Origin of the sequence: Mesorhizobium sp. B1-1-8, assembly GCF_006442795.2 — a bacterium.
GTDB lineage: Bacteria > Pseudomonadota > Alphaproteobacteria > Rhizobiales > Rhizobiaceae > Mesorhizobium.
Map to the genome: position 1 here is coordinate 4,206,349 of NZ_CP083956.1, position 24,184 is coordinate 4,230,532.

The window sequence follows — 24,184 nt, forward strand, 5'->3', positions numbered from 1 at the left end:
GCCCGACTATGCGAACTGGCGGATCAGCCCCTCGAAGCCGTCGGCGAGATTGGCGTTGCCGGCGGCGATGAAGGCGGACAGGTTGCGGGCGCGGCCGGGCGTCTTGTTGGCGTCGAGCAGCACCGCCCTGCCCTCGTGCATGACGAAGTCGAATTTGCCGTAGTCGAAGCCGAGTTCGCGCCTTAAAGCGCGGAGCTCGTCCGGCACCGGAACCGCCTCGCGGCGGATGGTGTCGTCGCCCTTGACCAAGCTCTGCGGCGACACATGGCGGGTGCAGCGCTCGCGCTCGCCGCAGAACAGCCAGAAGCGGGCGGCGAAACCGTCCGGCTCCGGCTCCGGAATGAATTTTTCGACCACCAGATCCTCGCGTTCGAACACTTCCGCCGGAATGTCGGCGAGCGAGGCGTGGATCTGATAGCGATCAAAAATCGCGGCACCCGGAAACGGCTCCGGCCTGCCGGCCCGCCGCGACTGACGATTCAGATGCTCTTCCGGCGTTCCCCAATGATTGAGGCTGCTCTTGACGATGACCTGCCCGGTCCAGCCGTCGTCCTTGCCTATCACGGCCCCACTGATGCGTCGTTTCGAGATATCGGTGGCGCCCAGGTTGAGGCAAAAGGGAAAGCCGCGCGCGTATTCGACATACTCGGTCGGGGTCACCGTTGCGTCGACATGCAGCACGGCGATGTCAGCGGCCGGCTTCGCCGAAGTGCCGCTGAGCACGCGCACCGAATGGCCGCGCCGCTTCAGTTCCTCCAGCTGATCAAACAGCATATATGGGCTGTCGCGGCGCATCAGCAGTCCGCGCCGGCTTTGGAAGCGGTCAAATTCATGCGTGATGACGGCGATGCGTGCCATGCGTCCCCACTTGGCTTCTTTAGCGTCGTCGATTATTCAACCGCGTACAATGCGGTATCAGGTTCGGGGTTTGCATGACAGACCACTGGAATGCAATTCGCAAGCACTGGCAGTTGCTCGGGCCGCCGCTGCGACCGCCGGCGGAAGTCGTCGAGACTTACGACCGCGAGCTCGACCTTGCCCGATCCCACGTCGTTATGCTTGGCGTGACGCCGGAACTCGCCGGGCTCGGGGCGAGCATGACGGCCGTGGACGAATCCCGTGACATGATCGCCGGCGTCTGGCCGGGCGACACCGATACACGCAAGGCGATCATCGGCGACTGGTTCGGCCTCCCGTTGCCCGATGCAAACGTCGATGCGCTGATCGGCGATGGATGCCTCTCGGTCATCGGCGGCTTCGATGTCAGGCGGGCGCTGTTTGCGGCCATTGCCCGCGTGTTGAAAGCCGATGGGCGCGCCGGCATCAGGCTTTATGCTTGCCCCGAAACACGCGACGATCCACGGGATGTCCGCGCCCTGGCACTGGCGGGCGGCGTCTCGACCTTCCACGATCTCAAATGGCGCGTGGCCATGACCGCGATCGGCGGCGCGCCGGACTACATCATCCCCGTCACGGGAATCCTCGAACAATTCGATGCGATGTTTCCAGACCGCGACGAGCTCTCGGCGCGCACCGGATGGGAGCTGCCGGTGATCGGCACCATCGACGTCTACAGGAACTCGTCGGTCATCTATAGTTTTACGCCGACAGCGGTGCTCGTCGAGGAGGCCAGGGTTTTCTTCGACGATGTGCGCGTCGCCTCGACCGGCAACTACGGCCTCGCCGAACGGTGCCCGCTGCTGGTGCTGCGCTCGCCACGAAAACCGATGCGATAGGCAAATTCCACGTTGATCCCCAATGGCAATCGGCGCATTCCGGAACCCGGCGATTGCCCAAGCAAAATTTCGCGCCATTGCCCCTCCCCGCGCGCCTTGACTCTCGAAAGCCACCGGCCTATTTCAACGCCACGTTAGCACTCGCCATTGGTGAGTGCTAACTGATGTCCGGCATCGTCGGGCAGGTACTGGTTTGTCCGGCCTCGCCGGACTGAGGAACAGTTCTCACCGTTCTCATTCGAGGAAGAAAACATGGCAAAGTCGAAGTTCCGCCCGCTTCATGACCGCGTGGTCGTTCGCCGGGTCGAATCCGAATCCAAGACCGCCGGCGGGATCATCATCCCGGACACGGCGAAGGAAAAGCCGCAGGAAGGCGAGATCATCGCCGTCGGCTCCGGCGCCCGCGACGAAAGCGGCAAGCTCGTCCCGCTCGACGTCAAGGCCGGCGACCGCGTGCTGTTCGGCAAATGGTCGGGCACCGAAGTCAAGCTCAACGGCGAAGACCTTCTGATCATGAAGGAAGCCGACATCATGGGCATCATCGGCTGAAACATCGGCCTCTTCATCAACTGAATTTTCGGGCTCGTTCCGAGCCCCTGCCAGGAGCTAAAACATGGCTGCCAAAGACGTAAAATTCTCCCGCGACGCCCGTGAGCGCATGCTGCGCGGCGTCAACATCCTCGCCGACGCGGTTAAGGTGACGCTCGGCCCCAAGGGCCGCAACGTCGTCATCGACAAGTCGTTCGGCGCCCCGCGCATCACCAAGGACGGCGTCACCGTCGCCAAGGAAATCGAGCTCGAGGACAAGTTCGAGAACATGGGCGCGCAGATGGTCCGCGAAGTCGCTTCGAAGACCAACGACATCGCCGGCGACGGCACCACGACCGCGACCGTTCTGGCGCAGTCGATCGTCCAGGAAGGCCACAAGGCGGTTGCCGCCGGCATGAACCCGATGGACCTGAAGCGCGGCATCGATCTGGCCGTAGCCGACGTGGTCGGCACGCTGATCAAGAACGCCAAGAAGATCAAGACCTCGGAAGAGGTTGCCCAGGTCGGCACCATCGCCGGCAATGGCGACTCCTCGGTCGGCTCGATGATCGCGGAAGCGATGCAGAAGGTCGGCAATGAAGGCGTCATCACGGTCGAGGAAGCCAAGACCGCCGACACCGAGCTGGAAGTCGTCGAAGGCATGCAGTTCGACCGCGGCTACCTGTCGCCCTACTTCGTCACCAACGCCGACAAGATGGTCGCCGATCTGGAAGACGCCTACGTCCTGCTGCACGAGAAGAAGCTCTCCAACCTGCAGGCCATGCTGCCGGTGCTGGAAGCTGTCGTGCAGACCTCGAAGCCGCTGGTCATTATCTCGGAAGACGTCGAAGGCGAGGCCCTGGCCACGCTCGTCGTCAACAAGCTGCGTGGCGGCCTGAAGATCGCCGCCGTCAAGGCGCCGGGCTTCGGTGACCGCCGCAAGGCCATGCTGGAAGACATCGCAATCCTCACCGGTGGCCAGGTCATCTCGGAAGACCTCGGCATCAAGCTCGAGAATGTCGGCCTCAACATGCTCGGCCGCGCCAAGAAGGTGTCGATCTCCAAGGAGAACACCACCATCGTCGACGGCGCCGGCAAGAAAGCCGAGATCCAGGGCCGCGTTGCCCAGATCAAGCAGCAGATCGAGGAGACCACCTCGGACTACGACAAGGAGAAGCTGCAGGAGCGTCTGGCCAAGCTCGCCGGCGGCGTCGCGGTGATCCGCGTCGGCGGCGCGACCGAGGTCGAGGTCAAGGAAAAGAAGGACCGCGTCGATGACGCCCTCAACGCGACCCGCGCGGCCGTCGAAGAAGGCATCGTTCCCGGCGGCGGCGTCGCGCTGCTGCGCGCTTCGCTGACCATCAAGGCGAACGGCGCCAATTCCGACCAGACCGCCGGCATCAACATCGTGCGTCGCGCGCTGCAGGCTCCGGCCCGCCAGATCGCGGCAAACGCCGGTGCGGAAGCCTCGATCGTTGCCGGCAAGATCCTCGAGAACAAGGGCGCGACCTTCGGCTACAACGCCCAGACCGGCGAATATGGCGATATGATCGCCATGGGCATCGTCGACCCGGTCAAGGTCGTGCGCACGGCTCTCCAGGACGCGGCCTCGGTCGCCGGCCTGTTGGTCACCACCGAAGCCATGATCGCCGAAGCTCCGAAGAAGGAAGCTGCCGGCGGCATGCCGGGCGGCATGCCCGGCGGCGGCATGGGTGGCATGGGCGGCATGGACTTCTAAGAAGTCCAACCCTGCAAGCATATGGAAAGGGCGCCGAAGGGCGCCCTTTTTCGTTGGAGTTCTACGCGCTCAAACAGCAGCGTCGGCACGCTGCGCCACATTGCCGGCGAGCACCGCTTGCTCGACCAGCGCCGCGACTTCGTCAGCCACGGCAAGCAGCGGGGTGCGGTCGCGGGTGGCCCGGGCAATGACCATCAGTCCTTCGAGGGAGGATTCGACCAGCAGCGCCAGCGCCTGCGCGCGCCGCTCCGGCACCCCTGCCCTGACGAAGGCTTGCCGCAGCAGGCCGATCCACTGCTCGAAGGCCGTGCGGCAAATTTCGGCGAGCTCCGGCATGTCGTTGGGCGAATCCAGCACGACCGGCGCGATCGGGCAGCCGAGCGAGAATTCGTTTTCCTCCAGCATGCGCCCCACCGACTGATAGATGTGATGGACGGCGACCGCCGGATCATTTTCCGCCGCCAGCGCCGTGCCCAGTCGTTCGGTCACGTCGGCCACGCTGTCGCGCGTCACCTCGATGACCAGCTGGTCCTTGCCGCCCGGAAAATGGAAATAGAGCGAGCCGCGGGGGGTGCCGCTGGCGCTCAGTATGTCGTTCAGTGAAGTGCCGTGATAGCCGCGCCGCCTCAAGAGCAGTGCGGTCGCCTCGATCATACGGGTGCGTGTATCCGTTGCCATGTCAGCCTCTGTCAGCAATGCGCATTATAGGCCTTGCCCGGAATATAACAACCGGTCTACATAATATGTAAATCGGTCTACATATTCGGGAGACTGCGATGTTGAGTTATCGGCTTGAAGGCCTTGGTGGAATCGAGAAGCTGGTGGCGCGCGAAGAGGCGATGCCGCAGCCGAAGCCGCACGAGATCGTCATGCGCGTGCACGCCACCTCGCTCAACCGCCGCGATACAATGATCCTCAACGGCACATATCCGCTGACGCCGCGCCCCGGCATTGTTCCGCTGAGCGACGGCGCCGGCGAAGTGGTGACGGTCGGCGAAGCGGTGACGCGCTTTGCAGTCGGCGACCGCGTTACCGGCAGCTATTTCGCGCGCTGGGTCGACGGCCGCCTGCATCCAGGCGTGATCGACCAGCTCGGCTGCACGCTCGACGGCATGCTGTGCGAATACGCCGTGCTCGACGAGCAATGGGCGGTGCGGCTGCCCGATCATCTCGACTGGCATGAGGCAGCGACGCTGACCTGCGCCGGGCTGACCGCCTGGAGCGCGCTGACCGGCGCCGAGATTCCGAAGCCGGGGCAATGGGTTCTGGTCATCAGTTCAGGCGGCGTCGCACTGTTTGCCCTACAGTTCGCCAAGCTTCTCGGCTGCCGCGTGGCTGCCGTCACCTCGCGCGGCGGGAAGGCCGACAGGCTGCGGACGCTCGGCGCCGACCTCGTCATCGCCGCTGACGAGACGCCGCAATGGGGCTTGAAACTGCGCGAGACGACGGGCGGCATCGACCTCGTCGTCGAAACCGGCGGCCCCGCGACCTTCGCGCAGTCGCTGATCGCCAGTTCGCTTTACGGCCGCATCGTGCTGCTCACCGTGCACGACCAGAAGGGCAAGTCGGTCGAGATCCCGGGCGCCGTCTACCAGCGCAGCCTCGTCACCATCGGCCGCGTCTTCGTCGGCAGCCGCAGCGGCCTCGAGGCGATGCTCACGGCCGTCGCGGCGCATCGGCTGAAGCCGGTCATCGACAAGGTCTTCCCCTTTGCGGAAGCGCGCGAAGCCTACCGCTATTTCCAGCAGGGCGACGTCTTCGGCAAAGTCGTCATCGGCGGCGCGTGACCCTGCTTTCCATCAACCAGAGGAGAACCGGCAATGACGATTCGTGAAGCTTCGGCCAAATGGCAAGGGACACTCAAGGAGGGATCGGGCCGGCTGCGACTGGGCAGCGGCGTGTTCGAGGGCGCCTATTCCTTCCCTTCCCGTTTCGAGAACGGTCCCGGCACCAATCCGGAAGAGCTGATCGCGGCCGCCCATGCCGGCTGCTTCTCGATGGCGCTTGCCGCCATCCTCGGCAGCGAAGACCACACACCCGACAGCATCCATACGATCGCGAAAGTGCATCTTGGCGCCACCACGGCCGGTCCGACCATCACCCGCATCGAGTTGGAGACGGAGGCCAGCGTTGCCGGCATGGCGGCTGAAGATTTCGAGCGGCTGGCGCAAAAGGCCAAGGCGACCTGCCTCGTCTCGCGGGCACTGGCCGGCGTCGCCATCATCAATCTCAAGGCGAGCCTCGTCGCTGATCATTGAGAACGGAAGGAGCAACGAAATGACACAAGAACTCATCATCGATATGGCACGGCCGCGCGCTCCGCCGAGACGGCCGAAATCATGCGGCGCTACAACGAGGTTTTCCAGCGCCACGATCCTTCCGCGCTGGACGACCTGGTGGCGGAGGACTGCGTGATCGAGAACACCACGCCGGCGCCGGACGGCGCCCGCCGCGTCGGCAAGGCGGCTTACATCGAGCTGTGGTCGGCGATCGCCACCGGACCTGGCACGCGTTTCGATCTTGAAGAGACTTTCGTGGCCGGCGACCGCGCCACGATCCGTTGGCGCTTCTGGATGGCCGACGGCAATTCGCTGCGCGGCGTCAACCTGATGCGCGTCGAGGGTGGACGCATCGTCGAGGCGATGGGTTACGTCAAGGGATAGGGCCTTGTGGCGCTACCGGTCCGCCAGCGCCAGCTTGGCGCCCAGCATGACGAAGGCGGCGGCGAAGCTGCGGCGCATCCAGGTCAGCACCTTCGGCCGTGACACGACATGGCTGCGGACCGAGGCCGCGAACACGCCATAGACGGCAAAGACGATGAAGGTCATCAGCATGAAGACGGAGCTGAGCTCCAGCATCTTCGAAAATGCGTGCGGCTCGGTGGTGCTGACAAATTGCGGCAGGAAGGCAAAGAAGAAGATCGACAGTTTCGGGTTCAGGATGTTGATCAAGATGCCGGAGGTGATCGTCTTTGCGGCAGAGCGCGGGGCGACATTCTCCTCAACACTCAAGCCGCCCTTCTCCTTCAGCGTGTTCCAGGCCATGTAAAGCAGATAAGCGACGCCGAGATATTTCAGTGTCTCGAAGGCGACGGCGCTTGTGTGCAGCACGGCGGCAAGGCCGGTGATGGCGGCGGCCATATGCGGGATGATGCCCAGCGTGCAGCCGAAGGCGGCAATGATCGAGGCACGCGCGCCACGCGAAAGACCGGCGCTCAGCGTATAGAGAACGCCAGTGCCCGGCGAAGCCACGACGATCAGCGACGTCAACAGGAATTCGATGCTCAAGGGTTGTTCCTCCGCAGCCCTGCCCGGCGTGGAAGGTATCGGGCGGCGCGAGGCGAGGCAAGCGGGGGTGCGGAATCTCCCCCATCGAGGGGGAGATGGCCGGCAGGCCAGAGGGGGTCGTCTCACATAGAGCGCCGACACCCTCTTTCGTCGCGGGAAGCATGCCGGCGCTTCACGCGCGGCGACCCCCTCTGGCCGCTTCGCGGCCATCTCGCCCTCAAGGGGGGAGATCAACCGGCGGCAGCCCATGCGCCGCCCTTGCCATCAGGCAATCGTCGCCGCCCGGCATGCAGGCGCGGCAGACGTGGGGGCGGAGATCGTAGATGCCACAGGCGGTGTGCTTGCCGACCTCGCCGCCAAGCGCCGAGCAGCGACCGCCCTCGCAGCGCATGCCGGATAGATCGGCCGACACGAATTTCTCCGGGATGCGGTCAAGCTCGGCATCCTCCTCGGTCGAGAAACGCGGCCAGTCGGCCGAATAGGAGCAGCAGGCGCCGCAGGTTTGGCAGTCGAAGGCGCCACCATCGATAATGGTCGACCAGTCGAAACCGGCTGCCGGGCCGAGCGGGCCGGGCACGCTATGATCGCCGTCGTGCGGCAACGCTATTTCTTTTTCCCGGACTTGCGCGGCGGCGTTGCCGCCGGCGTCTCGAACAGGTCGGTCGCGGCCGGTTCGCCCGCCTTCGGCTCAGCGACGGGCTTGGCCGGCTTAACGGCGGCGGTTGGTGTCGTAGGTTGATCCTTGGCGGAGAATTTTATGGCCATATCAGTTCTCTTCGGCGACACGCGCTGACAGTGCCCTTGGATTGCGCAGGCGGCCGATCAGCGCCGAAACCGCCGTGATGTTCATTTCCTCCGGTGACCAGTTCCTGGCCTCCTCGATGTGATGCGGCGCCAGCTCGCGGTGAGTGCTGCCGCTATAGGCTGCATCACTAAGCGTGACGCGCTCATGGGTTTTGCCATCCTCTCGCACATATTCGATCAGATAGTTCGGGCATTCGGCACGGCTGCGCACGCCAAGTCGCACTTGGGCATCGCCATGGGCGCGCTTGCAGCGCTCAAGTTTCTCAAGGACGCGCCGGACATATTCGATCGGCTTGTCCAGCACATCGACCATATCGGCGATAGTTGAGTCGGCGGCAATCGGCGTCGCCGGGACACGTTTGGTGGCCATCAGCGTTTGCCCGTGCGTTTCGGCAAGGCGGCAGCAGCGAGCGCAGTCGCCCTGTCGTCTGCTTCTTTCTCCAGCCGCAGTTCTCGCAGCCGCGCGGTCTTGGCTTCCCTGGCCTGGCTGACAGCATCCCGTTCGGAGATGATGCGGTTGAGCGACATCGACTGGGTCAGGGTCTTGCTGAAAAGGGACACGGCCTGGTCGCCGGACATCTTCGGAGTGAGAGACAAAATCTTTTCCTGGTTCGGAGCATTCATATTTGCTGGCGCTGCTTAGCACATAGCGACGGAGCTACGATGCACAATCAACCGCCCGGAAACGAAAAAGGCTTCTTTTAGCGCAATGTCAATTTAACGAATGCTGCTCGCAGCAGTGCCGGCACGCAGCGCGGCACCCCTACAAGCGGCGGCAGGCAAAAAAAATTCGTCGGCTGCGGAACCAATGTCCTGGCTGGCGGTTTCGTCCAAGTCGTCAGCAATTCGAGAGCAATCGAGAATGTTGACGGCAAAAAGACGCCTCCCGCGCCGTGAAAAGCGCGAGAGGCGTTTTTCTATCGGGCTAGACCGTTTCATCGTTTCACGGAAACGCTGAACCGCTCTACCTCTTTGTTTTGAAGCAATTCCGAACGGAAAACCGCTTCACACTTTTCCTGGAATTGCTTTAGCGCATTCTGGCGATGCGGTAGACGGCGGCGGGCGGAATGTTGCGCAGCGTCCAGCCGATCCGCACCGCCTCCAGTCCAAGCCCTTCCAGGATCGTTCTCGGCACCGGACAACGCGGCCCGTAGGTGAACTGGTAGAAACAGCCATCGTCACGCATATGCGCGAAAGAGCCGGCGAGAATTGCGGACACTTTCGTTGCTGGAATGGAAAGCAGCGGCAGGCCGCTGATCACCGCGCCTGCGGGACCCGCGAAGGGCAAGGTCGCAGCGCCGATGTCGGCGGCGTCGATGCATAAAAGGCCGGCGCGCGGAAAGCGGCCGGCCAACACGCCGGCGAACTCGGCGCCCTTTTCGACCAGCACCAGATCCGCCTCGGCGACGCCCTGGCCAAGCAGGGCTCTGGTGAAAACGCCGGTTCCCGGCCCGAGCTCGATTATCGGGCCGGTCTGCGGGCCGATAGCGCTCACCATCAATTGTGCCAAGGCCGTGCCGGACGGTGTGATGGAGGCGACCCGCAGCGGATCGAAAATCCAGGCGCGGAAGAAGTGCAAGGCATCGGACCTTATGGATTGCGAGCTGGCGCAGGCCATTAGCGCGCCCTCCCCGCGAGCCAGCGTCGCCAATCGGGCATGGTTCCGTCGACCGTCAAAGGGCCATCGTCACAAGCTTGGCGGATTGCGGACAAGGGATATCTCCTGGTTGATTTGCGAACCGATCTAAACAGTGTTAAGCAAAGTTTTTACCGCGCAATCTGTACGGTGTAAAGATCAAAATTCGAGCGGAACTATGACCAACAAGCCGGAACGCGATGCCTATCATCACGGTGATCTTCGCGAGGCGCTGATCCGGGCGGCCGACACAATCCTGGCCGAGCGCGGGGTCGAAGGTTTCAGCCTGCGCGAGGCAGCACGCCGCGCGCACGTCTCGCCCGCCGCGCCGGCGCACCATTTCGGCAGCTCCGCCGGCCTGCTGACCGAAGTCGCCATTCTGGGCTTCCAGGAACTTGCCCGGCATATCGACATCGAACGAACGGCCGGCAACCCGACCGCCCGGTTGAAGCGGCAGGGCGTCGGCTATGTGCGCTTTGCGCTGGCTTTTCCGGGCCGCTTCCACCTGATGTTCCGGCACGAGCTGCTGCTTTCCGACGACGCACGTCTGGCGGCCGCCTCCGAACAGGCCAAGACGCCGATCGCACAGACGATCGCAGCCTTGCGCGGGCTGCCGGAGGATGCGGAACTTGATACCGGGGCCCGCGCGATGCTGCTTGCGGCATGGTCGGCCGTGCACGGCTTTGCGCATCTGGCGCTGGACGGCAAGTTCTCGGGGCTGACGCCGGAGGCGGGCTCCGCGCATCTGCTCGAAGAGCTTTTGCCGGAAATGCTGGAAACGCTGTGGCCGGAACCGGGCAGCTAGCCTAAGCCGCATGCCCTACATGATCGTGCTCATCATCGGCAGGATCTCATAGCGGAAGCCGCGGCCCGACTGGACGGTCGGGTCGGCGTCCGTCAGTGCCCTGGCGGCGGCCTCGTCCTTAGCGCGCACGATGCCGAGACCCCATGGGCCGGCGGGATCGGCGACCGGGCCGAACAGGATGACGCCGCCCTCACCCAATTTGCCACGAAGATAGTCGGAGTGCTGCTTCATCAACGCCTTTTCGTCATCGGTCAGGGTGTAGGCGAAGTCAGGGCGCGGCGGGATCAGCCGGCAATGGAAAATGCCGGGCGCCTTGATGCCGGTCTCGCCGGCGAGGAAATCGCTCAGCCAGCCCAGCACGCGTTCCCAGCCATGGCCATGGTCGCGGCAGGCGTCCTTGCGCGGGCCAAAGCCTTCGTGGCGCAGCGTTAGCCGGGTGCCGTTCTCCACCGCTTCCAGCGTGTAGGTGACGGTGGTGACATTGTCGCCATCCCATGGCGCCTTCCAGGTCATGGCCAGGCGGTGCGGCGGCTCGACCTCGATATACTCGCCCTGGACATGGAACTCATGGCCGTCGGCGCCCCTGCCCTCCGAGCGCCAGGCGCCGCCCGGCCTGATATCGGCCGTGTGTCTGGTCGTCCGGTATATCGAGTCCGCGCCCCACCAGAGCGGGATCTGGTTCTCGGCGGTGATGGCGCGGAAGACACGTTCGGGCGGCACGGCGATCGTCACCGCGGCAAGGACGGTTCCGGCGGAAACATCTGCAATCGCATGCGGTCTGTCGTTGCTGGCCATCATTCGTTCTCCAGATAGGATTTCAGATTGCCGAGGCTCTGTTGCCAGAAATCGCGATAGGGCAGGATCCAGTCGGCGATGTCCTTCAGCTCCGCCGGCTCCAGCCGGTAGAGCCGCTTGCGGCCGATTTTCTGCTCGGAAACGACGCGCAGTTCGCGCAGTACCCTGAGATGCTTGGAAATCGCCGGCCGGCTCTGCGAGAAGGCGGAGGCCAGTTCGTTGACCGGCGCCGGCCCCTGCCGCAGCCGGTCGAGGATAGCGCGCCGCGTCGGGTCGGCGATGGCGCGAAAGACGGAACTGTCCTGCTCAGCCTGCGGCATAATGCGTATCCATATGGTTACATATTATGCCAAATTGGCGGCGCCGGTCAATTCGCCTCGACGGGCGCCCGATGCGATCGCCCCGATCAGCGTTCCTGGTCGGTCGGACGGATCAGGATCTCGTTGACGTTGACGCGCGGCGGCTGGCTGACGGCGTAGAGAATGGCGTTGGCGATGTCCCCGGCGGTCAGCGCCTCCATGGTGGCGAGGCGATTTTCCAGTCCGGCCTTAAATTCCGCGTTGGTGATGTGGTCGCCGAGCTCGGTGCGCACCAGGCCGGGCTCGATGACGGTGACGCGAACCTTGTCGGCATAGACCTCGCGGCGCAGCGACTCCGAAAAGGCGACGACGCCGAACTTGGTCGCCGCGTAACCGGTCGCACCTGGGTTAGCGACGCGGCCGGCCACCGATGACACGTTGACGATGTGGCCCTTGGCGGTCTTCAGATGCGGCAGCGCGGCCTTGGTCGTGGCCATCAGGCCGAGCAGGTTGAGCTCGATCATGCGGCGCCAATCCTCGAGACTGGCCTCGGCAGCGGGCGAAAGCAGCATGATTCCGGCATTGTTGACGAGGATGTCGAGCCTGCCCCATTGCGCGACGACCTTGTCGACCATGGCAGTGACATCGCCGTCCTTGGCGATGTCGGCTTCGATGGTGAGCGCCTTACCGCCGGTCTTTTCGATGCGGCCGGCCAGTGCTTGAAGGCGATCGGCACGGCGGGCAGCTACCGCCACCTTGGCACCGGCTTCGGCAAGGGCGGCGGCGGTCGCCTCGCCGATGCCGGACGAAGCGCCGGTGACGAGCGCAACCTTGCCGACGAGTGGGGAATTAGCGGATGTCATGATGATATCTCCAGGAGCCCGGCCCACCGCTTCAGATAGGCCGCGCCCGCCGTTCTGGAAGCCCAGCCCGTTGGCGAGGTTTACTCGTCCGGACCAGGCTCCGACCACGGCTCCTTCGCCGCCTCGGCATACCAATGCCGCATCGCCGGCGTCGCCAGCACGGCGTCAACATAGGCGCGGGTGACAGGCGCAAGCTCGCCGCCATAGGTGTCGAAGCGGGTGACGACCGGCGCATACATGGCGTCCGCCGCGGTGAAATGGCCGAACAGAAAGGGCCCGCCCTCACCATATTGCTCGCGGCACTGCCGCCAGATCGCCTCGATGCGCGCCCGTTGCGCCTCGCCCTCGGCATCGAGCGCCTTGTGGGCCTTCGGACGACGCAAATTCATCGGCCAGCCGTAGCGGACCTCGCGGAAGCCGGAATGCATCTCGGTCGCCACCGAGCGCGCCAGCGCGCGGGCATCGAGATCGTCCGGCCAAAGCTTCTTTTCCGGAAACAGGTCTGCCAGATATTCAAGAATGGCGAGGGTTTCCCAGACGATCCTGCCATTATGGTTCAGCACGGGCACCATACCTGTCGGCGAAACTTTGGCAAGGTTGGCTGCGGTTTCGGGTGTACGCAGGCGCACGAAGCCCTCCTCGAACGGAATCTCCAGATGCCGCATCGCCACCCAGGGCCTGAGCGACCAAGAAGAAAAGCATTTGTTGCCGATGTGGAGGGTGAATTCAGCCAAGATGGTCCCCCGATTTTCGTGGCACATTAGCCATGGCCCGGCGAAGCGGCAAAGCGTTTCTGCGGCCATCTTTTGTTTGATGCATGTCGTTTTCGCAAAACCGCTGCACACTTTTTGCGCGACATGCATTGGTCCCGCCACATTTTCTCAATTGGAGGTTATGCCGCGGAACTCAAAAGCCCGCGCGTCCGTTTGTCTTTGCTAATGTATCTCCGGGAGAGATGCCGAGATGGTGAACCTGGACCAGATCGCGGGCGTGGCCAAGCAGGTGAAGGGCTCCGTCAGGCAGGCCGTCGGTAGAGCTACGGGAAGCCGTCGGATGCAAGTCAGGGGCATGGCCGACAAGGCCGCGGGCAAGGTGCAGAAGGCCTTTGGCGACATGAAAGCCGCGATCAAAAGAGTGATGTGATAGGGTCGACAGCGGGCCGCCGCTCAGGCAATGCTTGCCCATACGCATCCAGGGGGAGGACGCCGTCATGAGGACCTCAACGATCGCCATGGCGCTCGCCATGCTGTCGCTTACCGGTGCCGCGCAGGCCGCGCCTTGTGTCGATGCCAAATCCGCCAAAGCCGGTTTCGTGCTGGAAAAGCCGGGCATCCGCAGCGAGTTCCGCCAGGCGCCGGGCGGCATGGTCGCGGTCGCCAACAACTACCAGTCGCAATCGCCGCAGACGCAGTATCTCTATGCCGGGCTGATCGAGGTGTTTCGCGACAGCGACACCGGCCGGCTGTCGATGATCCCGCTTGGCGACATCAAAAAGCTGTTTCCGCTGAAGGCCGGCGCCAAGAGCAAGACCGAGTTTGTGCAACTGTCGACGAAGAAGGCGCCGAAGGGCACCGAAACGCTGGCGCTCGCCGTCAAGGGCAAGGAGACGCTCAGCCTCGGCGAATGCAAATACTCTGTGCTGGCGGTGAGCGAGACGACCACCAGCGATACCGGCGCGGTTATCGACACTTTTACGGCGCTCTATTCGCCCGACCTGCAGGCCGTGCTGGCACGGCGGTATGATGAAGGCACCAGCGCGCAAAGCCAGGTGGGATTCGAGACGATCAAGCCGCTGCCGGAATAGGCTTGAGGCATCGATCGCAGGCGATCCCTTTACACCCCTCTATCTGGCCGACATCAACGGATTGTCTGCCGTCGCAACACCCTGCGGCGACGCCTTGCCACCGAAACGCTCTGTGATGGCGGGCGCTCGACCTCCTCCAACCCGTTCAGACACTCGCTCAGTATCCTGGCATCCTGCGCGGTTTTCGCCATCGACATGGCGCCGGAATAGGCGGCGACCATCAGTGCGGCGAAGCGGTCTGGATCAGTCCCAATCTCTCCGCCGGCCGCCTGATCGGCCCGCACCTTGCCGGCGATCGCTTGCCGCCAGCCGGCGAAAATCCGTGCCAGGGCCGAGCGGAAATCCGGATCGGCAAGCGACAATTCATGCGCCAAATTGTTGAGCGGGCAGCCGCGTACGAAACCCTGCCGTTCCAGTTCCGCCGCCACTGCCTCGAACACTGCGCGCACGCCTCGGCGTGCCGAGGGTGCCGCAAGCACCGGCGCGATCCATGTCTCTTCGACCGCGGCCGCCACCCGTTCCTCGATCACCGCCAAAGCCAGCGCCTTCTTGGTCGGGAAATGGTGATGCAGCGCGCCGCCGGTAACGCCGGCCGCCGCCATCAGGTCGCCGAGGCTGGAAGCGTGATAACCGCGCGCCTGGAAGGAGTCTTCGGCCACGTCGAGCACGCGGCGGCGCAGGCCTTCGGGGTCGTTGGTGCGTTTGCGGCCCGAGGTTTTGGGCCGGACTGGATTCTCTACTGACATTTCCAAACCATAGCAGGTTGACAAAACAGGACAATCAGTCTGTTTTACAAACCGGATGGTCAACCTGTTTTGGAAATGAGCAATGGCTGCTGCGCTGAATGATGTCTCGGAAACCTCTCGGCTTGCGTCGCCGGTGGTGGAGCTTCGTCAATACACGCTGAAGCCCGGCCGGCGCGAAACACTGATTGCGCTCTTCGACCGCGAGTTCATCGAGAGCCAGGAAGCCACCGGCATGACCATCATCGGCCAGTTCCGCGACCGCGACCGTCCCGACATGTTCGTCTGGTTGCGCGGTTTCGAGGACATGGCAGCCAGGGAGAACGCGCTGACCGCCTTCTATGACGGCCCGGTCTGGGCGGCGCATCGCGACGCCGCTAATGCGACGATGATCGATTCCGACGATGTGCTGCTGCTCAGACCCGCCTGGCGCGTCGGCGGCTTTGATTTGTCGGGGCTGCGGCGGCCGGCCTTGGGCCCAGCCGAAAATCCGAGCAGCGGGAGTCACTTGCCAGGTTTTATTGAGATCCGGATTCATTATTTGCGACCCGGTGGCGAGGCCGGTTTTGCCGAGCGTTTCAAAGCCGAAGCCGTACCGCTATTCGGCGCGAACGGCGCGCGGCTGCTCGGCGCCCTCGTCAGTGAGCATGCCGAAAATACGTTTCCGCGCTTGCCGGTGCGGGCGGGCGAGAACGTCTTCATCGCCGTCACCGGATTCGACGATGAAACCGCGCGAGCCGACCTTACCGCTTCGCCGGTATGGCAGGCTTTTCTGGGCCGGGCTGAAGCGGACCTCGCGAAGCCAACGGAAATTCTGCGGCTTTCACCGACAGCGCGATCGTTACTGCGCTAGGCTCCGGCTTGGCGCACCCTTTCATCCAGCCGCTACGGGCGGCAGCATCATCGATGCCTCATTCCTTCGCCACCCTTATCCGTCTCGGCGCTGCGCGCCGAACCATTTTCTCTCACAGGGAGAAGAGGTGCACCTTCAACCGATTTGCACCCTCCCCGTCCGCAATCTCCGCTTGATGCCATTTGTGCAACGCGATACGCCCTTGCCCAATCGACAGACCGGAGAACTTCCCGTGAGCGCTGAGAAGACCAGAACCGAAACCGATACATTCGGTCCAATCGAGGTCGCGGCCGACCGCTACTGGGGCGCGCAGGCGCAGCGTTCGCTGGGCAATTTCAAGATCGGTTGGGAAAAGCAGCCGGCTTCGATCGTGCGGGCCCTGGGCATCGTCAAGCGCGCCGCGGCCGAGGTCAACATCGAGATGAAGCGGCTTGATCCTGCGATCGGCAAGGCGATCGTCGAGGCGTCGCAGGAAGTGATCGACGGTAAGCTCAACGAGCATTTTCCGCTGGTTGTCTGGCAGACCGGCTCCGGCACCCAATCCAACATGAACGCCAACGAGGTGATCTCCAACCGGGCGATCGAATTGCTCGGCGGCGTCTTGGGCTCGAAGAAGCCGGTGCACCCCAACGACCACGTCAATATGAGCCAATCGTCGAACGACACCTACCCGACGGCCATGCATATCGCCTGCGCCGAGCGGATCGTGCATGATTTGATCCCTGCCCTGCACCATTTGCACAAGGCGCTCGCCGCCAAGAGCCGGGACTTCAATCACATCATCAAGATCGGCCGCACCCACACGCAGGACGCAACCCCGCTGACGCTGGGCCAGGAATTTTCAGGCTATGCCGCGCAGGTCGGCTCGTCGATCAAGCGCATCGAATTGACCCTGCCCGCCCTACAGGAACTGGCGCAGGGCGGCACCGCCGTCGGCACCGGCCTCAACGCGCCGGTCGGCTTTGCCGAGAAGGTGGCGGACCGCATCGCCACTATTACCGGCATAGCCTTCGTCACGGCGCCGAACAAGTTCGAGGCGCTGGCCGCCCATGATTCCATGGTGTTCTCGCACGGCGCCGTCAACGCGGCGGCGGCGGCGCTGTTCAAGATCGCCAACGACATCCGCTTCCTCGGCTCCGGCCCGCGCTCTGGCCTCGGCGAGCTGTCGCTGCCGGAAAACGAGCCCGGTTCCTCGATCATGCCGGGCAAGGTCAATCCGACCCAGTGTGAGGCGTTGACGCAGGTCTGCGTGCAGGTGTTCGGCAACAATGCGGCGCTGACCTTTGCCGGCAGCCAGGGCCATTTCGAGCTCAATGTCTACAATCCGCTGATGGCCTACAATTTCCTGCAATCGGTGCAGCTGCTCGCCGACGCCTGCGTGTCCTTCACCGACAATTGCATCGTCGGCATCGAAGCGCGTGAGGACAACATCAAAGCGGCGCTCGACCGCTCGCTGATGCTGGTGACGGCGCTCGCGCCGACCATCGGCTACGACAATGCCGCCAAGATCGCCAAGACCGCGCACAAGAACGGCACGACGCTGCGCGAGGAGGCGCTCGCCACCGGGCTGGTCAGCGAAGCCGATTACGACCGGCTGGTCCGGCCCGAGGACATGACGCATCCGGGGTGAACGCTGAGAGACATTTTTGGCGGCGGGACAATTTTCCCCCGCAGCCGAAGCTGGCGACATGAATTTCGCGCCGGTTGCCTAGATCGCGGAACATAAATCTGTGAACAATGTGTCGCCGCATAGGCGTCTTTGGTGAACAGTCTTCGTCGTCTATCTGACTGGGCATTCAAACGCCATTCGGAGACTCGCCATGTCAATCAACACTTCCGCCGCCGGTACCGGCGCCGCATCCAACAGCTCCACCACGATCCTGCTCGGACGCATCCTGCTCGCCGTCATCTTCCTGCTTTCCGGCTTCGGCAAGCTCACAGCCATTTCCGGCACCGCTGGCTATTTCGGCGCCCTCGGCCTGCCGTTGCCGACCGTGACGGCGGTGGTTGTCGGTCTCATCGAACTGCTCGGCGGCCTTGCCATTCTCGTCGGTTTCCAGACGCGGATCGCCGCCTGGGTGCTCGCCATCTTCACGATTGCCACCGGGCTGGTCGCTCATACCGGCTGGGCCGACCAGATGCAGATGATCCAGTTCCTCAAGAACCTTGCCATCACCGGCGGCTTCATCCTGCTGGCCTCGTCGGGCGCCGGCGCCTATTCGATCGACGCCAAGCGCGGCTGATCTTTTCCTCCCATACTGAAGCCTTCCTCCCAAACTGAAACGAAAGCGGTGCGGAATTTTCCGCGCCGCTTTTTCGTTTTCCGGTTGTGGGCGTAGACTGGCCGGCAGCCGGCATGATGCCGGCAAGGGAGGTGACCAATGCCCCGCAACGCATTGCTTCTTGTCTCGCGGCTTCTGCTCGCTGCGTTGTTCGTGCCCTCCGGTTTCCAGGCACTCACCAATATCGCCGGCACGACCAGCTATTTCACCGGTCTCGGCCTGCCGCTGCCGGCGCTGGCCGCCTGGGGCACCGGCCTGTTCGAAACGATCGCCGGGCTTCTGGTCCTGGTTGGCTTCCAGACGCGGATCGTGGCGCTCTTGCTTGCCGCCTTCTCGATCGCAGCCGGCTTCATCGGTCACTACGGCCAGGGCGCCGATGATGCGACACTCGCTTTCATGCACCAGCAGATGCTGATGAAGGATATTGCCGTTACCGGCGGCTTCCTGGCGCTCGCCATGGCTGGCGCCGGTGCCTGGTCGGCCGACGGGCGTGGCACAGAGGTAACCTGACGCCCTATTTCACCGAAACGCTCGGGCCGCCTTCGACCGCCAGCACCAACCTGCGGTTGGTGATCTTCGCCAACTGCGCCAGCCGGCCGGCGGGGCGCTCGCCATAAAGGTCGGCGAGTGAGGCCGGCAGCACCAGCGCCAGCGAGCCGTTGGGCCGGGTCTCCCATTTCAACCGCGGCATGACGCCCGGCATCGCCGCCGTCAGCAGGTAGATGACACGCATCATCGCCGCCAGCACACGGGCGCGCTCGAGCAGGCGCGGCGGCGCCAGCGCCTTGATCTCGGGCGCGATGTTATCGTTGAAAATGCCGTCGTGGCGGTAGGCGCTGGCTAAAGCCAGATAGGCGCGGCCGGGATGATCGACGCCGATGAAGGATGCGTGCGCGATGATGTTGAGCGACTGCCTGCCGCGATATTCGGGATGCGCGCGCCAGCCGATATCGGCGAGCAGGCAGGCGGCATGGCGGTAGCGCGCCTCATCCACGGTCTCGTCGATGCCGAAGGCCCTGAACGCCTTGCCCGTCCATTCGACGAGGTCGTGCGCGTGGTGGACCGAGCGCGAGCGCAGCAGGGCAAGCTCCTCGGCCGCCGATATCAGCGGATCGGATTTCTGCTCCGCCGCGTCGAGCAGCGAATAGAGGAAGCCTTCGCGCACGCCCTGCGCCGAGACGATGATCTTCGAGGGCTGCATCGCCGCCATGATCTCCTGCAGCACGACGGCGCCGTAGGGCAGCAGCGAGCGGCGGTTCTTGGAGACGCCCTCGATGCCCCTGACCTTTTCGACCTCGCCCTTCGCAACCTGCTTTAGGAAGATTTGGGCGCTGTCGGCCGATATTTCGTAGTGATGCATCACGCCGAGCGGGTAGTTGTTCATCTCCATGTGCAGCCGGGCGAGGTTTCGCCAGGTGCCGCCGACTGCATAAAAGACCCTGCCCTGCCCGCCCTTCAAAAGCTTCGCTCGCGCCAGTTCCTGGCGGGCGATCTTCTGCGCCTGGACCAGCGAGTTCTTCGCCATGTCCTGCAGGCGCAGGCCGCCGAGCGGCAGCGTGATGCCGTCGCCGATCGCCTCGCCATTGATGTCGATCAGCTCCAGGCTGCCGCCGCCAAGGTCGCCTGCGATGCCGTTGGCCGGATGGAAGCCGGAGATGACGCCGAGCGCGGAATAATGCGCTTCCTGGCGGCCGGAAAGCACCCGGATCTCGGTCTTCAGCACATCTTCGGCGCGGTGGATGAAATCGGGGCCGTTGACCGCCTCGCGCGCGGCCGCGGTGGCCAGCACATACATGTGCTCGGCGCCCGCCTGGTCGGAAAGCGCGCGGAAACGGCGGAACTCCTCCATCGAGCGCATCACCGCCTCGGGGTCGAGCTTGCCCGTCGAAACGATGCCGCGGCCGAGACCGGCCAGCATCTTTTCGTTGAACAGAAGCGTCGGCGAGCGCGCCAACCCTTCATAGACGACAAGTCGGATCGAGTTCGATCCGATATCGATGATCGATAACGGCCGCCGGTCCTGAAGCCGGCCCTGGGATACAGAAATCACGCGGCGGCGTTCTTCTTGCGGCGCTTGAACTGAGCGATGCGCCTGGGCGCATGCGATTTCAGCGCATCGCCTCGTCCGGAGAGGCTCGGATTGGTCATGAAATATTCCTGCGCGTTGAACGGCTCCTCGCCCTCTTCCAGCACAACGCGCCGGGAGGTGCCGTCAGCCAATACGTCGAAACTTTGCTGGTTGTCCATGACGTTGCCCAGCATGATCTGGCCAAGCACCTGTTCATGCACAGTCGGATTGGTGATCGGCACCAGCGTCTCGACGCGGCGATCGAGATTGCGCGGCATCAGGTCGGCAGACGAGATGTAGACGATCGCCCCGTCGGCGGGCATGCCATGGCCGTTGCCGAAGCAATAGATGCGGCTGTGCTCGAGGAAGCGGCCGACGATCGATTTCACCCTGATGTTCTCGGAAAGGCCGGGCACCTGCGGCCTCAGGCAGCAGATGCCGCGCACGACAAGGTCGATCTCGACGCCGGCCCGGCTGGCATCATAGAGCGCGTCGATGATGATCGGGTCGACCAGCGCGTTCATCTTCATCCAGATGCGGGCGGGCCGGCCCTCGCGCGCATGGGTGATCTCGTCGGTGATGTGCTTCAGGATGCGGTTGCGCAGGGTGAAGGGCGATACGGCAATGCGCATCTCCTGCGCCGGCTCGGCATAGCCGGTGATGAAATTGAAGAGCTGCGCGACGTCGCGCGCGATCATCGGATCGGTGGTGAAGAAGGACAGGTCGGTGTAGATGCGGGCGGTGACGGGATGATAGTTGCCGGTGCCGAGATGCACGTAATTGCGCAGCTTGCCGTCCTCGCGGCGCACGACCAACGACATCTTGGCGTGGGTCTTCAACTCCAGGAAGCCGAACACGACCTGGACGCCGGCGCGCTCGAGGTCGCGCGCCCAGCGGATGTTGGCCTCTTCGTCGAAACGCGCCTTGAGCTCGACCAGCGCCGTCACCGACTTGCCGGCCTCGGCCGCGTCGACCAGAGCGCGCACGATCGGGCTGTCGTTGGAGGTGCGGTAAAGCGTCTGCTTGATCGCCACCACTTCCGGATCGGCCGCCGCCTGGCGCAGGAACTGCACCACGACGTCGAAGGATTCGTAAGGGTGGTGGACAATGATGTCCTTCTCACGAATGGCGGCCATGCAGTCGCCGCGATGCTCGCGGATGCGCTCGGGAAAACGCGGATTATAGGGGACGAATTTGAGGTCGTCGCGTGGCACGGCGACAATCTCGGAGATCTGGCTGAGCGCCAGCGGGCCGGTGAGCACGCTGATGCGGCTCGACGAGACGCCAAGCTCGCCGGCGACGAAGTCGCGCAATTGGGGCGGCATCAGCACGTCGAATTCGATACGGATGACGGAGCCGCGGCGACGGCGCTTCAGCGCGGTCTCGAACAGGCGCACGAGGTCTTCCGACTCCTCCTCGACCTCGATATCGCTATCGCGGATGATGCGGAACGTGCCGGAGCCTTTGACCTCATAGCCAGGAAAGAGCTTGCCGATATAGAGGCCGACCGCTTCCTCCAGCGGAATGAAGCGGACATGGTGCTTGCGGTCCGGCAGGCGGATGAAGCGCTTCAGCGCCACCGGCAGGCGCAAGAGCGCGCTCATCTCCTCGCCGTTCCTGCGGTGGCGCAACTGCAGCGCGATCGAAAAGCCGAGATTGGGGATGAACGGGAACGGATGCGCCGGGTCGATCGACAGCGGCGTCAGCACCGGAAAAACCTGTTCCTGGAAATGCTCTTCCAGCCAGAGCTTCTCCTCCTTGGTCAGCCCGTCGCGGGTGATGCTCTCGATGCCTTCCCTGTTGAGCAGTTCCATCAGCGTCGACAGGCTCTTCTGCTGGTCCTCCTGCAGGCGCTCGACCTCGCGCAGCAGCTGTTCGAGCTGCTGTTCGGGCGTGCGCCCGTCAGGGCTCCTCAGCGTGATGCCCTCGCGCACCTGGCCGGCGAGGCCGGCGACGCGCACCATAAAGAATTCGTCGAGATTGGCGGCTGAAATCGACAGGAAGCGGACGCGTTCGAGCAAAGGATGGTGTTCGTTCAGCGACTCTTCCAGAACGCGCCGGTTGAATTGCAGCCAGGAGAATTCGCGGTTGACGAAACGGTCGGGATTGCCGCCTTCTGGGTTTGCAGCCTCGACGGTGATGAACTCGCTCTGCACCGGCTTCAGTTCGTTCATGGTTCCCACTCGACGGTTGGCCGCGACGGCGCGATCCTGGTTGATGCGCCGGGTCTGATGCCGGCGTACAAAAATTCCCGTAAACCGATTCCGTTTTCGGGATCATGCGTCTGCCGGCTTAAACTACCCTCTGGCAGGCTTTTGCAACAGTTTGATTTCATCGATCTTGCAAACAGGCCGGTTATGATCCAGATGCAAACGGGCCGAAATCAGGCGCATTCAAATCGGGAGACGATGATGGCAGGCGGTTCCATTCCCCATTTCCAGAACGATGCGGGCCATCCGGTAATCGAGATCGGCGTCAAGGAATTCATGTGCACCGGCGCCAATCCGCCTTTCGACCATCCGCATGTGTTCCTCGATATGGGCGATGACAATGAGAAAGTCTGCCCCTATTGCTCGACGCTCTACCGCTATTCGCCGACGCTGAAGACGACGGAAACGCAACCGCCCGGCTGCCTCTATATCGACCAGGCCGCCTGACGCTCCGCTCATGGACGAGACGCGGTCCCGGCAGATTGTCATCGCCGGGGCCGGCATCGCGGGACTGACGGCGGCGCTCGCCTTTGCCGAGCGCGGCCATCCCGTCACGCTGCTGGAACAGGCAAGACAGCTGGAAGCCGCCGGCGCCGGCCTCCAGCTTTCCCCCAACGCAACCCGCATCCTGCGCAATCTCGGCGTGCTTGACCGGCTGATGCCCAACGCCATCAGGCCGGAAGCGGTGGTGCTGAAGGATGCAGCCACCCTGCGCGAGCTGGCGCGCGTGCCGCTGGGAGAGGCCGGGGAACGACGCTGGGGCGCGCCTTATCTGGTGGCGCACCGGGCCGATCTGCAGGCAGCGTTGACGGCTGAGGTCGCGCAACGGCCCGAGATCGAACTCGTCATCGGCGCGCGGGTGACCGGCATCAGTGCGGGGCCGCACACTATAACAGTGACAGCCGACGCCGACGGCCGCACCATCGAAACCAGTGGCGGCCTGCTGGTCGGCGCCGACGGCGTCTGGTCGTCGGTACTCGCGCAACTTGCCGGCAAGGAACCCGGTTTTGCAAAAAGCCGCTTCTCGGGCGAGCTTGCCTGGCGCTCCACCGTAACGGCGGAGAGCGCCGCCGGACAGGCCTTTGCCGCGGTCGGCGCCGCCGACTGCGTCACGACTTTCCTGCATCCCGGCTTCCACATGGTCGCCTATCCGGTGAGCAAGGGCAGCGCCTTCAACCTTGCCGCCTTCACCAAGGGCGAGCGGATTGCAGAAGGCTGGTCGGGACATGTCGACCCCGGCATCCTCGCTCGGGCCATGCGGAGCACCGCGCCGGCGCTGGCAAGGCTCGTCGCGTTGGCCGGCCCGTGGACGGCGTTCCCGATCCACACCGTCGAACAGCGACGCTGGACGATACCGGAGGGGATCGCGCTCATCGGCGATGCCGCGCATGCGATGACGCCCTTCGCGGCCCAAGGTGCGGCCATGGCGATCGAGGATGCGGCGATGCTTGCCGGGCTTATTGCCGACTTTCCCGGCAACCCACAGCAAAGCCTGACGATCTGGGAGAACCTCAGGCGGCCGCGTGTGGAAAAGGTGTTGAAGCGCGGCGCGCTCAACAGGCTGGCTTGGCATGCCTGGGGGCCAGTGGCGCTGGCGCGTAACCTGGTGCTGACAACGCGTCCGCCGGAGAAACTCGCGGCGGACCTGGACTGGCTGTATGGGTGGGAAGAGCGGAAGATTTTGAGGCGGTAGGACGTCGTGGCAAGTCCTTGACGTAACGACTGTCTGTAGT

30 protein-coding genes are annotated in these 24,184 nt (G+C 63.9%); 15 read left to right on the forward strand and 15 right to left on the reverse strand.

Features of this window, described 5'->3' with window-relative positions; all coding sequences use genetic code 11:
• Window positions 1-6: 6 nt before the first annotated feature.
• A complete protein-coding gene (locus tag FJ974_RS20410; RefSeq protein ID WP_140536507.1) occupies window positions 7-858 on the reverse strand; it encodes a hypothetical protein in 852 nt (283 codons plus the stop codon).
• Window positions 859-932: 74 nt separating this feature from the next.
• Here FJ974_RS20410 and FJ974_RS20415 point away from each other — a divergent pair, with 74 nt between their 5' ends.
• The 3 genes from FJ974_RS20415 to groL all read left to right on the forward strand — a co-directional run bounded on the left by FJ974_RS20415 (window position 933) and on the right by groL (window position 4,002).
• Entirely contained in the window at window positions 933-1,736 is an 804-nt protein-coding gene (locus tag FJ974_RS20415; RefSeq protein WP_140536510.1) for a class I SAM-dependent methyltransferase, read from the forward strand.
• A gap of 252 nt (window positions 1,737-1,988) precedes the next feature.
• Window positions 1,989-2,285: a co-chaperone GroES gene (gene groES, locus FJ974_RS20420; RefSeq protein ID WP_140536513.1), complete on the forward strand. Its 297-nt coding sequence runs from the start codon at window positions 1,989-1,991 to the stop codon at window positions 2,283-2,285.
• A 64-nt stretch (window positions 2,286-2,349) separates the two neighbouring features.
• Window positions 2,350-4,002, forward strand: a complete 1,653-nt coding sequence (groL, locus tag FJ974_RS20425; RefSeq protein WP_140536515.1) for a chaperonin GroEL — start codon at window positions 2,350-2,352, stop codon at window positions 4,000-4,002.
• A gap of 69 nt (window positions 4,003-4,071) precedes the next feature.
• Here the strand turns inward: groL and FJ974_RS20430 are convergent, their stop codons facing one another.
• Window positions 4,072-4,680: a TetR/AcrR family transcriptional regulator gene (locus FJ974_RS20430; RefSeq protein ID WP_140536518.1), complete on the reverse strand. Its 609-nt coding sequence runs from the start codon at window positions 4,678-4,680 to the stop codon at window positions 4,072-4,074.
• Window positions 4,681-4,778: 98 nt separating this feature from the next.
• Between FJ974_RS20430 and FJ974_RS20435 the strand changes: the two genes are divergently transcribed.
• From FJ974_RS20435 to FJ974_RS20445, 3 genes are all read left to right on the forward strand, one after another.
• Window positions 4,779-5,789 carry a zinc-dependent alcohol dehydrogenase family protein gene (locus tag FJ974_RS20435; protein ID WP_140536520.1) on the forward strand — a complete coding sequence of 337 codons (1,011 nt, stop codon included), beginning with the start codon at window positions 4,779-4,781 and terminating at the stop codon, window positions 5,787-5,789.
• A gap of 33 nt (window positions 5,790-5,822) precedes the next feature.
• A complete protein-coding gene (locus FJ974_RS20440) occupies window positions 5,823-6,260 on the forward strand; it encodes an OsmC family protein (RefSeq protein ID WP_140536523.1) in 438 nt (145 codons plus the stop codon).
• An 81-nt stretch (window positions 6,261-6,341) separates the two neighbouring features.
• Window positions 6,342-6,665, forward strand: coding sequence for a nuclear transport factor 2 family protein (locus FJ974_RS20445; protein ID WP_181177226.1), 324 nt, complete (start codon window positions 6,342-6,344; stop codon window positions 6,663-6,665).
• Window positions 6,666-6,677: 12 nt separating this feature from the next.
• Here the strand turns inward: FJ974_RS20445 and FJ974_RS20450 are convergent, their stop codons facing one another.
• The 6 genes from FJ974_RS20450 to FJ974_RS20475 all read right to left on the reverse strand — a co-directional run bounded on the left by FJ974_RS20450 (window position 6,678) and on the right by FJ974_RS20475 (window position 9,711).
• Entirely contained in the window at window positions 6,678-7,289 is a 612-nt protein-coding gene (locus tag FJ974_RS20450; protein ID WP_140536525.1) for a LysE family translocator, read from the reverse strand.
• 217 nt (window positions 7,290-7,506) lie between these two features.
• Window positions 7,507-7,890 carry a YkgJ family cysteine cluster protein gene (locus tag FJ974_RS20455; protein WP_140536528.1) on the reverse strand — a complete coding sequence of 128 codons (384 nt, stop codon included), beginning with the start codon at window positions 7,888-7,890 and terminating at the stop codon, window positions 7,507-7,509.
• A 2-nt stretch (window positions 7,891-7,892) separates the two neighbouring features.
• Window positions 7,893-8,054 carry a hypothetical protein gene (locus FJ974_RS20460; protein ID WP_181177227.1) on the reverse strand — a complete coding sequence of 54 codons (162 nt, stop codon included), beginning with the start codon at window positions 8,052-8,054 and terminating at the stop codon, window positions 7,893-7,895.
• 1 nt (window position 8,055) lies between these two features.
• Window positions 8,056-8,463 carry a hypothetical protein gene (locus tag FJ974_RS20465; RefSeq protein WP_140536530.1) on the reverse strand — a complete coding sequence of 136 codons (408 nt, stop codon included), beginning with the start codon at window positions 8,461-8,463 and terminating at the stop codon, window positions 8,056-8,058.
• Window positions 8,463-8,672, reverse strand: coding sequence for a hypothetical protein (locus FJ974_RS20470; protein WP_226891647.1), 210 nt, complete (start codon window positions 8,670-8,672; stop codon window positions 8,463-8,465). The genes FJ974_RS20465 and FJ974_RS20470 overlap by 1 nt, the downstream gene beginning before the upstream one ends.
• 448 nt (window positions 8,673-9,120) lie before the next feature.
• A complete protein-coding gene (locus tag FJ974_RS20475; protein ID WP_140536535.1) occupies window positions 9,121-9,711 on the reverse strand; it encodes a class I SAM-dependent methyltransferase in 591 nt (196 codons plus the stop codon).
• A gap of 196 nt (window positions 9,712-9,907) precedes the next feature.
• Between FJ974_RS20475 and FJ974_RS20480 the strand changes: the two genes are divergently transcribed.
• Window positions 9,908-10,534: a TetR/AcrR family transcriptional regulator gene (locus FJ974_RS20480; protein WP_140536538.1), complete on the forward strand. Its 627-nt coding sequence runs from the start codon at window positions 9,908-9,910 to the stop codon at window positions 10,532-10,534.
• A 15-nt stretch (window positions 10,535-10,549) separates the two neighbouring features.
• Here FJ974_RS20480 and FJ974_RS20485 read toward each other — a convergent pair whose 3' ends face one another.
• The 4 genes from FJ974_RS20485 to FJ974_RS20500 all read right to left on the reverse strand — a co-directional run bounded on the left by FJ974_RS20485 (window position 10,550) and on the right by FJ974_RS20500 (window position 13,225).
• Complete coding sequence (locus FJ974_RS20485; RefSeq protein ID WP_226891315.1) at window positions 10,550-11,332, reverse strand: SRPBCC domain-containing protein; 783 nt, start codon at window positions 11,330-11,332, stop codon at window positions 10,550-10,552.
• Complete coding sequence (locus FJ974_RS20490; protein WP_140536540.1) at window positions 11,329-11,649, reverse strand: ArsR/SmtB family transcription factor; 321 nt, start codon at window positions 11,647-11,649, stop codon at window positions 11,329-11,331. Before FJ974_RS20490 ends, FJ974_RS20485 begins: the two co-directional genes overlap by 4 nt.
• Before the next feature lie 86 nt (window positions 11,650-11,735).
• Window positions 11,736-12,491 carry an SDR family NAD(P)-dependent oxidoreductase gene (locus FJ974_RS20495; RefSeq protein ID WP_140536543.1) on the reverse strand — a complete coding sequence of 252 codons (756 nt, stop codon included), beginning with the start codon at window positions 12,489-12,491 and terminating at the stop codon, window positions 11,736-11,738.
• A gap of 80 nt (window positions 12,492-12,571) precedes the next feature.
• The gene (locus tag FJ974_RS20500; protein ID WP_181177229.1) at window positions 12,572-13,225 is read right to left on the reverse strand and encodes a glutathione S-transferase family protein; all 654 of its coding nucleotides are present in this window, start codon (window positions 13,223-13,225) and stop codon (window positions 12,572-12,574) included.
• Between the two features lie 229 nt (window positions 13,226-13,454).
• On the opposite strand from FJ974_RS20500, the gene FJ974_RS20505 reads away from it, so the two are divergent.
• Both FJ974_RS20505 and FJ974_RS20510 read left to right on the forward strand, forming a co-directional pair.
• Window positions 13,455-13,634, forward strand: coding sequence for a CsbD family protein (locus FJ974_RS20505; protein WP_140536548.1), 180 nt, complete (start codon window positions 13,455-13,457; stop codon window positions 13,632-13,634).
• A gap of 67 nt (window positions 13,635-13,701) precedes the next feature.
• Window positions 13,702-14,295 carry a hypothetical protein gene (locus FJ974_RS20510; RefSeq protein WP_140536551.1) on the forward strand — a complete coding sequence of 198 codons (594 nt, stop codon included), beginning with the start codon at window positions 13,702-13,704 and terminating at the stop codon, window positions 14,293-14,295.
• Between the two features lie 53 nt (window positions 14,296-14,348).
• Here FJ974_RS20510 and FJ974_RS20515 read toward each other — a convergent pair whose 3' ends face one another.
• On the reverse strand, window positions 14,349-15,041 hold the full coding sequence (locus FJ974_RS20515) for a TetR/AcrR family transcriptional regulator (RefSeq protein WP_140536553.1): 693 nt from the start codon (window positions 15,039-15,041) through the stop codon (window positions 14,349-14,351).
• An 82-nt stretch (window positions 15,042-15,123) separates the two neighbouring features.
• Between FJ974_RS20515 and FJ974_RS20520 the strand changes: the two genes are divergently transcribed.
• From FJ974_RS20520 to FJ974_RS20535, 4 genes are all read left to right on the forward strand, one after another.
• Window positions 15,124-15,891: an NIPSNAP family protein gene (locus FJ974_RS20520; protein ID WP_140536556.1), complete on the forward strand. Its 768-nt coding sequence runs from the start codon at window positions 15,124-15,126 to the stop codon at window positions 15,889-15,891.
• A gap of 232 nt (window positions 15,892-16,123) precedes the next feature.
• Window positions 16,124-17,521 carry a class II fumarate hydratase gene (gene fumC / locus FJ974_RS20525; RefSeq protein ID WP_140536558.1) on the forward strand — a complete coding sequence of 466 codons (1,398 nt, stop codon included), beginning with the start codon at window positions 16,124-16,126 and terminating at the stop codon, window positions 17,519-17,521.
• 190 nt (window positions 17,522-17,711) lie between these two features.
• Window positions 17,712-18,134 carry a DoxX family protein gene (locus FJ974_RS20530; protein ID WP_140536561.1) on the forward strand — a complete coding sequence of 141 codons (423 nt, stop codon included), beginning with the start codon at window positions 17,712-17,714 and terminating at the stop codon, window positions 18,132-18,134.
• 138 nt (window positions 18,135-18,272) lie between these two features.
• Window positions 18,273-18,683: a DoxX family protein gene (locus FJ974_RS20535; RefSeq protein WP_140536563.1), complete on the forward strand. Its 411-nt coding sequence runs from the start codon at window positions 18,273-18,275 to the stop codon at window positions 18,681-18,683.
• Between the two features lie 4 nt (window positions 18,684-18,687).
• Here FJ974_RS20535 and ppx read toward each other — a convergent pair whose 3' ends face one another.
• A complete protein-coding gene (gene ppx, locus FJ974_RS20540; protein WP_140536566.1) occupies window positions 18,688-20,223 on the reverse strand; it encodes an exopolyphosphatase in 1,536 nt (511 codons plus the stop codon).
• A complete protein-coding gene (locus FJ974_RS20545; protein ID WP_140536568.1) occupies window positions 20,220-22,415 on the reverse strand; it encodes an RNA degradosome polyphosphate kinase in 2,196 nt (731 codons plus the stop codon). The genes ppx and FJ974_RS20545 overlap by 4 nt, the downstream gene beginning before the upstream one ends.
• 237 nt (window positions 22,416-22,652) lie before the next feature.
• Here FJ974_RS20545 and FJ974_RS20550 point away from each other — a divergent pair, with 237 nt between their 5' ends.
• Both FJ974_RS20550 and FJ974_RS20555 read left to right on the forward strand, forming a co-directional pair.
• Window positions 22,653-22,898, forward strand: a complete 246-nt coding sequence (locus FJ974_RS20550) for a zinc-finger domain-containing protein (protein WP_140536571.1) — start codon at window positions 22,653-22,655, stop codon at window positions 22,896-22,898.
• Window positions 22,899-22,908: 10 nt separating this feature from the next.
• Window positions 22,909-24,144 carry an FAD-dependent monooxygenase gene (locus tag FJ974_RS20555; RefSeq protein WP_140536573.1) on the forward strand — a complete coding sequence of 412 codons (1,236 nt, stop codon included), beginning with the start codon at window positions 22,909-22,911 and terminating at the stop codon, window positions 24,142-24,144.
• Window positions 24,145-24,184 lie beyond the last annotated feature (40 nt).

Excerpts from the sequence above, each read along its gene's own strand:
- FJ974_RS20410 (WP_140536507.1), bottom strand. The coding sequence starts at position 858 with ATGGCACGCATCGCCGTCATCACGCATGAATTTGACCGCTTCCAAAGC.
- FJ974_RS20415 (WP_140536510.1), top strand. The coding sequence starts at position 933 with ATGACAGACCACTGGAATGCAATTCGCAAGCACTGGCAGTTGCTCGGG.
- groES (WP_140536513.1), top strand. The coding sequence starts at position 1,989 with ATGGCAAAGTCGAAGTTCCGCCCGCTTCATGACCGCGTGGTCGTTCGC.
- groL (WP_140536515.1), top strand. The coding sequence starts at position 2,350 with ATGGCTGCCAAAGACGTAAAATTCTCCCGCGACGCCCGTGAGCGCATG.
- FJ974_RS20430 (WP_140536518.1), bottom strand. The coding sequence starts at position 4,680 with ATGGCAACGGATACACGCACCCGTATGATCGAGGCGACCGCACTGCTC.
- FJ974_RS20435 (WP_140536520.1), top strand. The coding sequence starts at position 4,779 with ATGTTGAGTTATCGGCTTGAAGGCCTTGGTGGAATCGAGAAGCTGGTG.
- FJ974_RS20440 (WP_140536523.1), top strand. The coding sequence starts at position 5,823 with ATGACGATTCGTGAAGCTTCGGCCAAATGGCAAGGGACACTCAAGGAG.
- FJ974_RS20445 (WP_181177226.1), top strand. The coding sequence starts at position 6,342 with ATGCGGCGCTACAACGAGGTTTTCCAGCGCCACGATCCTTCCGCGCTG.
- FJ974_RS20460 (WP_181177227.1), bottom strand. The coding sequence starts at position 8,054 with ATGGCCATAAAATTCTCCGCCAAGGATCAACCTACGACACCAACCGCC.
- FJ974_RS20465 (WP_140536530.1), bottom strand. The coding sequence starts at position 8,463 with ATGGCCACCAAACGTGTCCCGGCGACGCCGATTGCCGCCGACTCAACT.
- FJ974_RS20470 (WP_226891647.1), bottom strand. The coding sequence starts at position 8,672 with ATGTCCGGCGACCAGGCCGTGTCCCTTTTCAGCAAGACCCTGACCCAG.
- FJ974_RS20475 (WP_140536535.1), bottom strand. The coding sequence starts at position 9,711 with ATGGCCTGCGCCAGCTCGCAATCCATAAGGTCCGATGCCTTGCACTTC.
- FJ974_RS20480 (WP_140536538.1), top strand. The coding sequence starts at position 9,908 with ATGACCAACAAGCCGGAACGCGATGCCTATCATCACGGTGATCTTCGC.
- FJ974_RS20485 (WP_226891315.1), bottom strand. The coding sequence starts at position 11,332 with ATGATGGCCAGCAACGACAGACCGCATGCGATTGCAGATGTTTCCGCC.
- FJ974_RS20490 (WP_140536540.1), bottom strand. The coding sequence starts at position 11,649 with ATGCCGCAGGCTGAGCAGGACAGTTCCGTCTTTCGCGCCATCGCCGAC.
- FJ974_RS20495 (WP_140536543.1), bottom strand. The coding sequence starts at position 12,491 with ATGACATCCGCTAATTCCCCACTCGTCGGCAAGGTTGCGCTCGTCACC.
- FJ974_RS20505 (WP_140536548.1), top strand. The coding sequence starts at position 13,455 with ATGGTGAACCTGGACCAGATCGCGGGCGTGGCCAAGCAGGTGAAGGGC.
- FJ974_RS20510 (WP_140536551.1), top strand. The coding sequence starts at position 13,702 with ATGAGGACCTCAACGATCGCCATGGCGCTCGCCATGCTGTCGCTTACC.
- FJ974_RS20515 (WP_140536553.1), bottom strand. The coding sequence starts at position 15,041 with ATGTCAGTAGAGAATCCAGTCCGGCCCAAAACCTCGGGCCGCAAACGC.
- FJ974_RS20520 (WP_140536556.1), top strand. The coding sequence starts at position 15,124 with ATGGCTGCTGCGCTGAATGATGTCTCGGAAACCTCTCGGCTTGCGTCG.
- FJ974_RS20530 (WP_140536561.1), top strand. The coding sequence starts at position 17,712 with ATGTCAATCAACACTTCCGCCGCCGGTACCGGCGCCGCATCCAACAGC.
- FJ974_RS20535 (WP_140536563.1), top strand. The coding sequence starts at position 18,273 with ATGCCCCGCAACGCATTGCTTCTTGTCTCGCGGCTTCTGCTCGCTGCG.
- FJ974_RS20545 (WP_140536568.1), bottom strand. The coding sequence starts at position 22,415 with ATGAACGAACTGAAGCCGGTGCAGAGCGAGTTCATCACCGTCGAGGCT.
- FJ974_RS20550 (WP_140536571.1), top strand. The coding sequence starts at position 22,653 with ATGGCAGGCGGTTCCATTCCCCATTTCCAGAACGATGCGGGCCATCCG.
- FJ974_RS20555 (WP_140536573.1), top strand. The coding sequence starts at position 22,909 with ATGGACGAGACGCGGTCCCGGCAGATTGTCATCGCCGGGGCCGGCATC.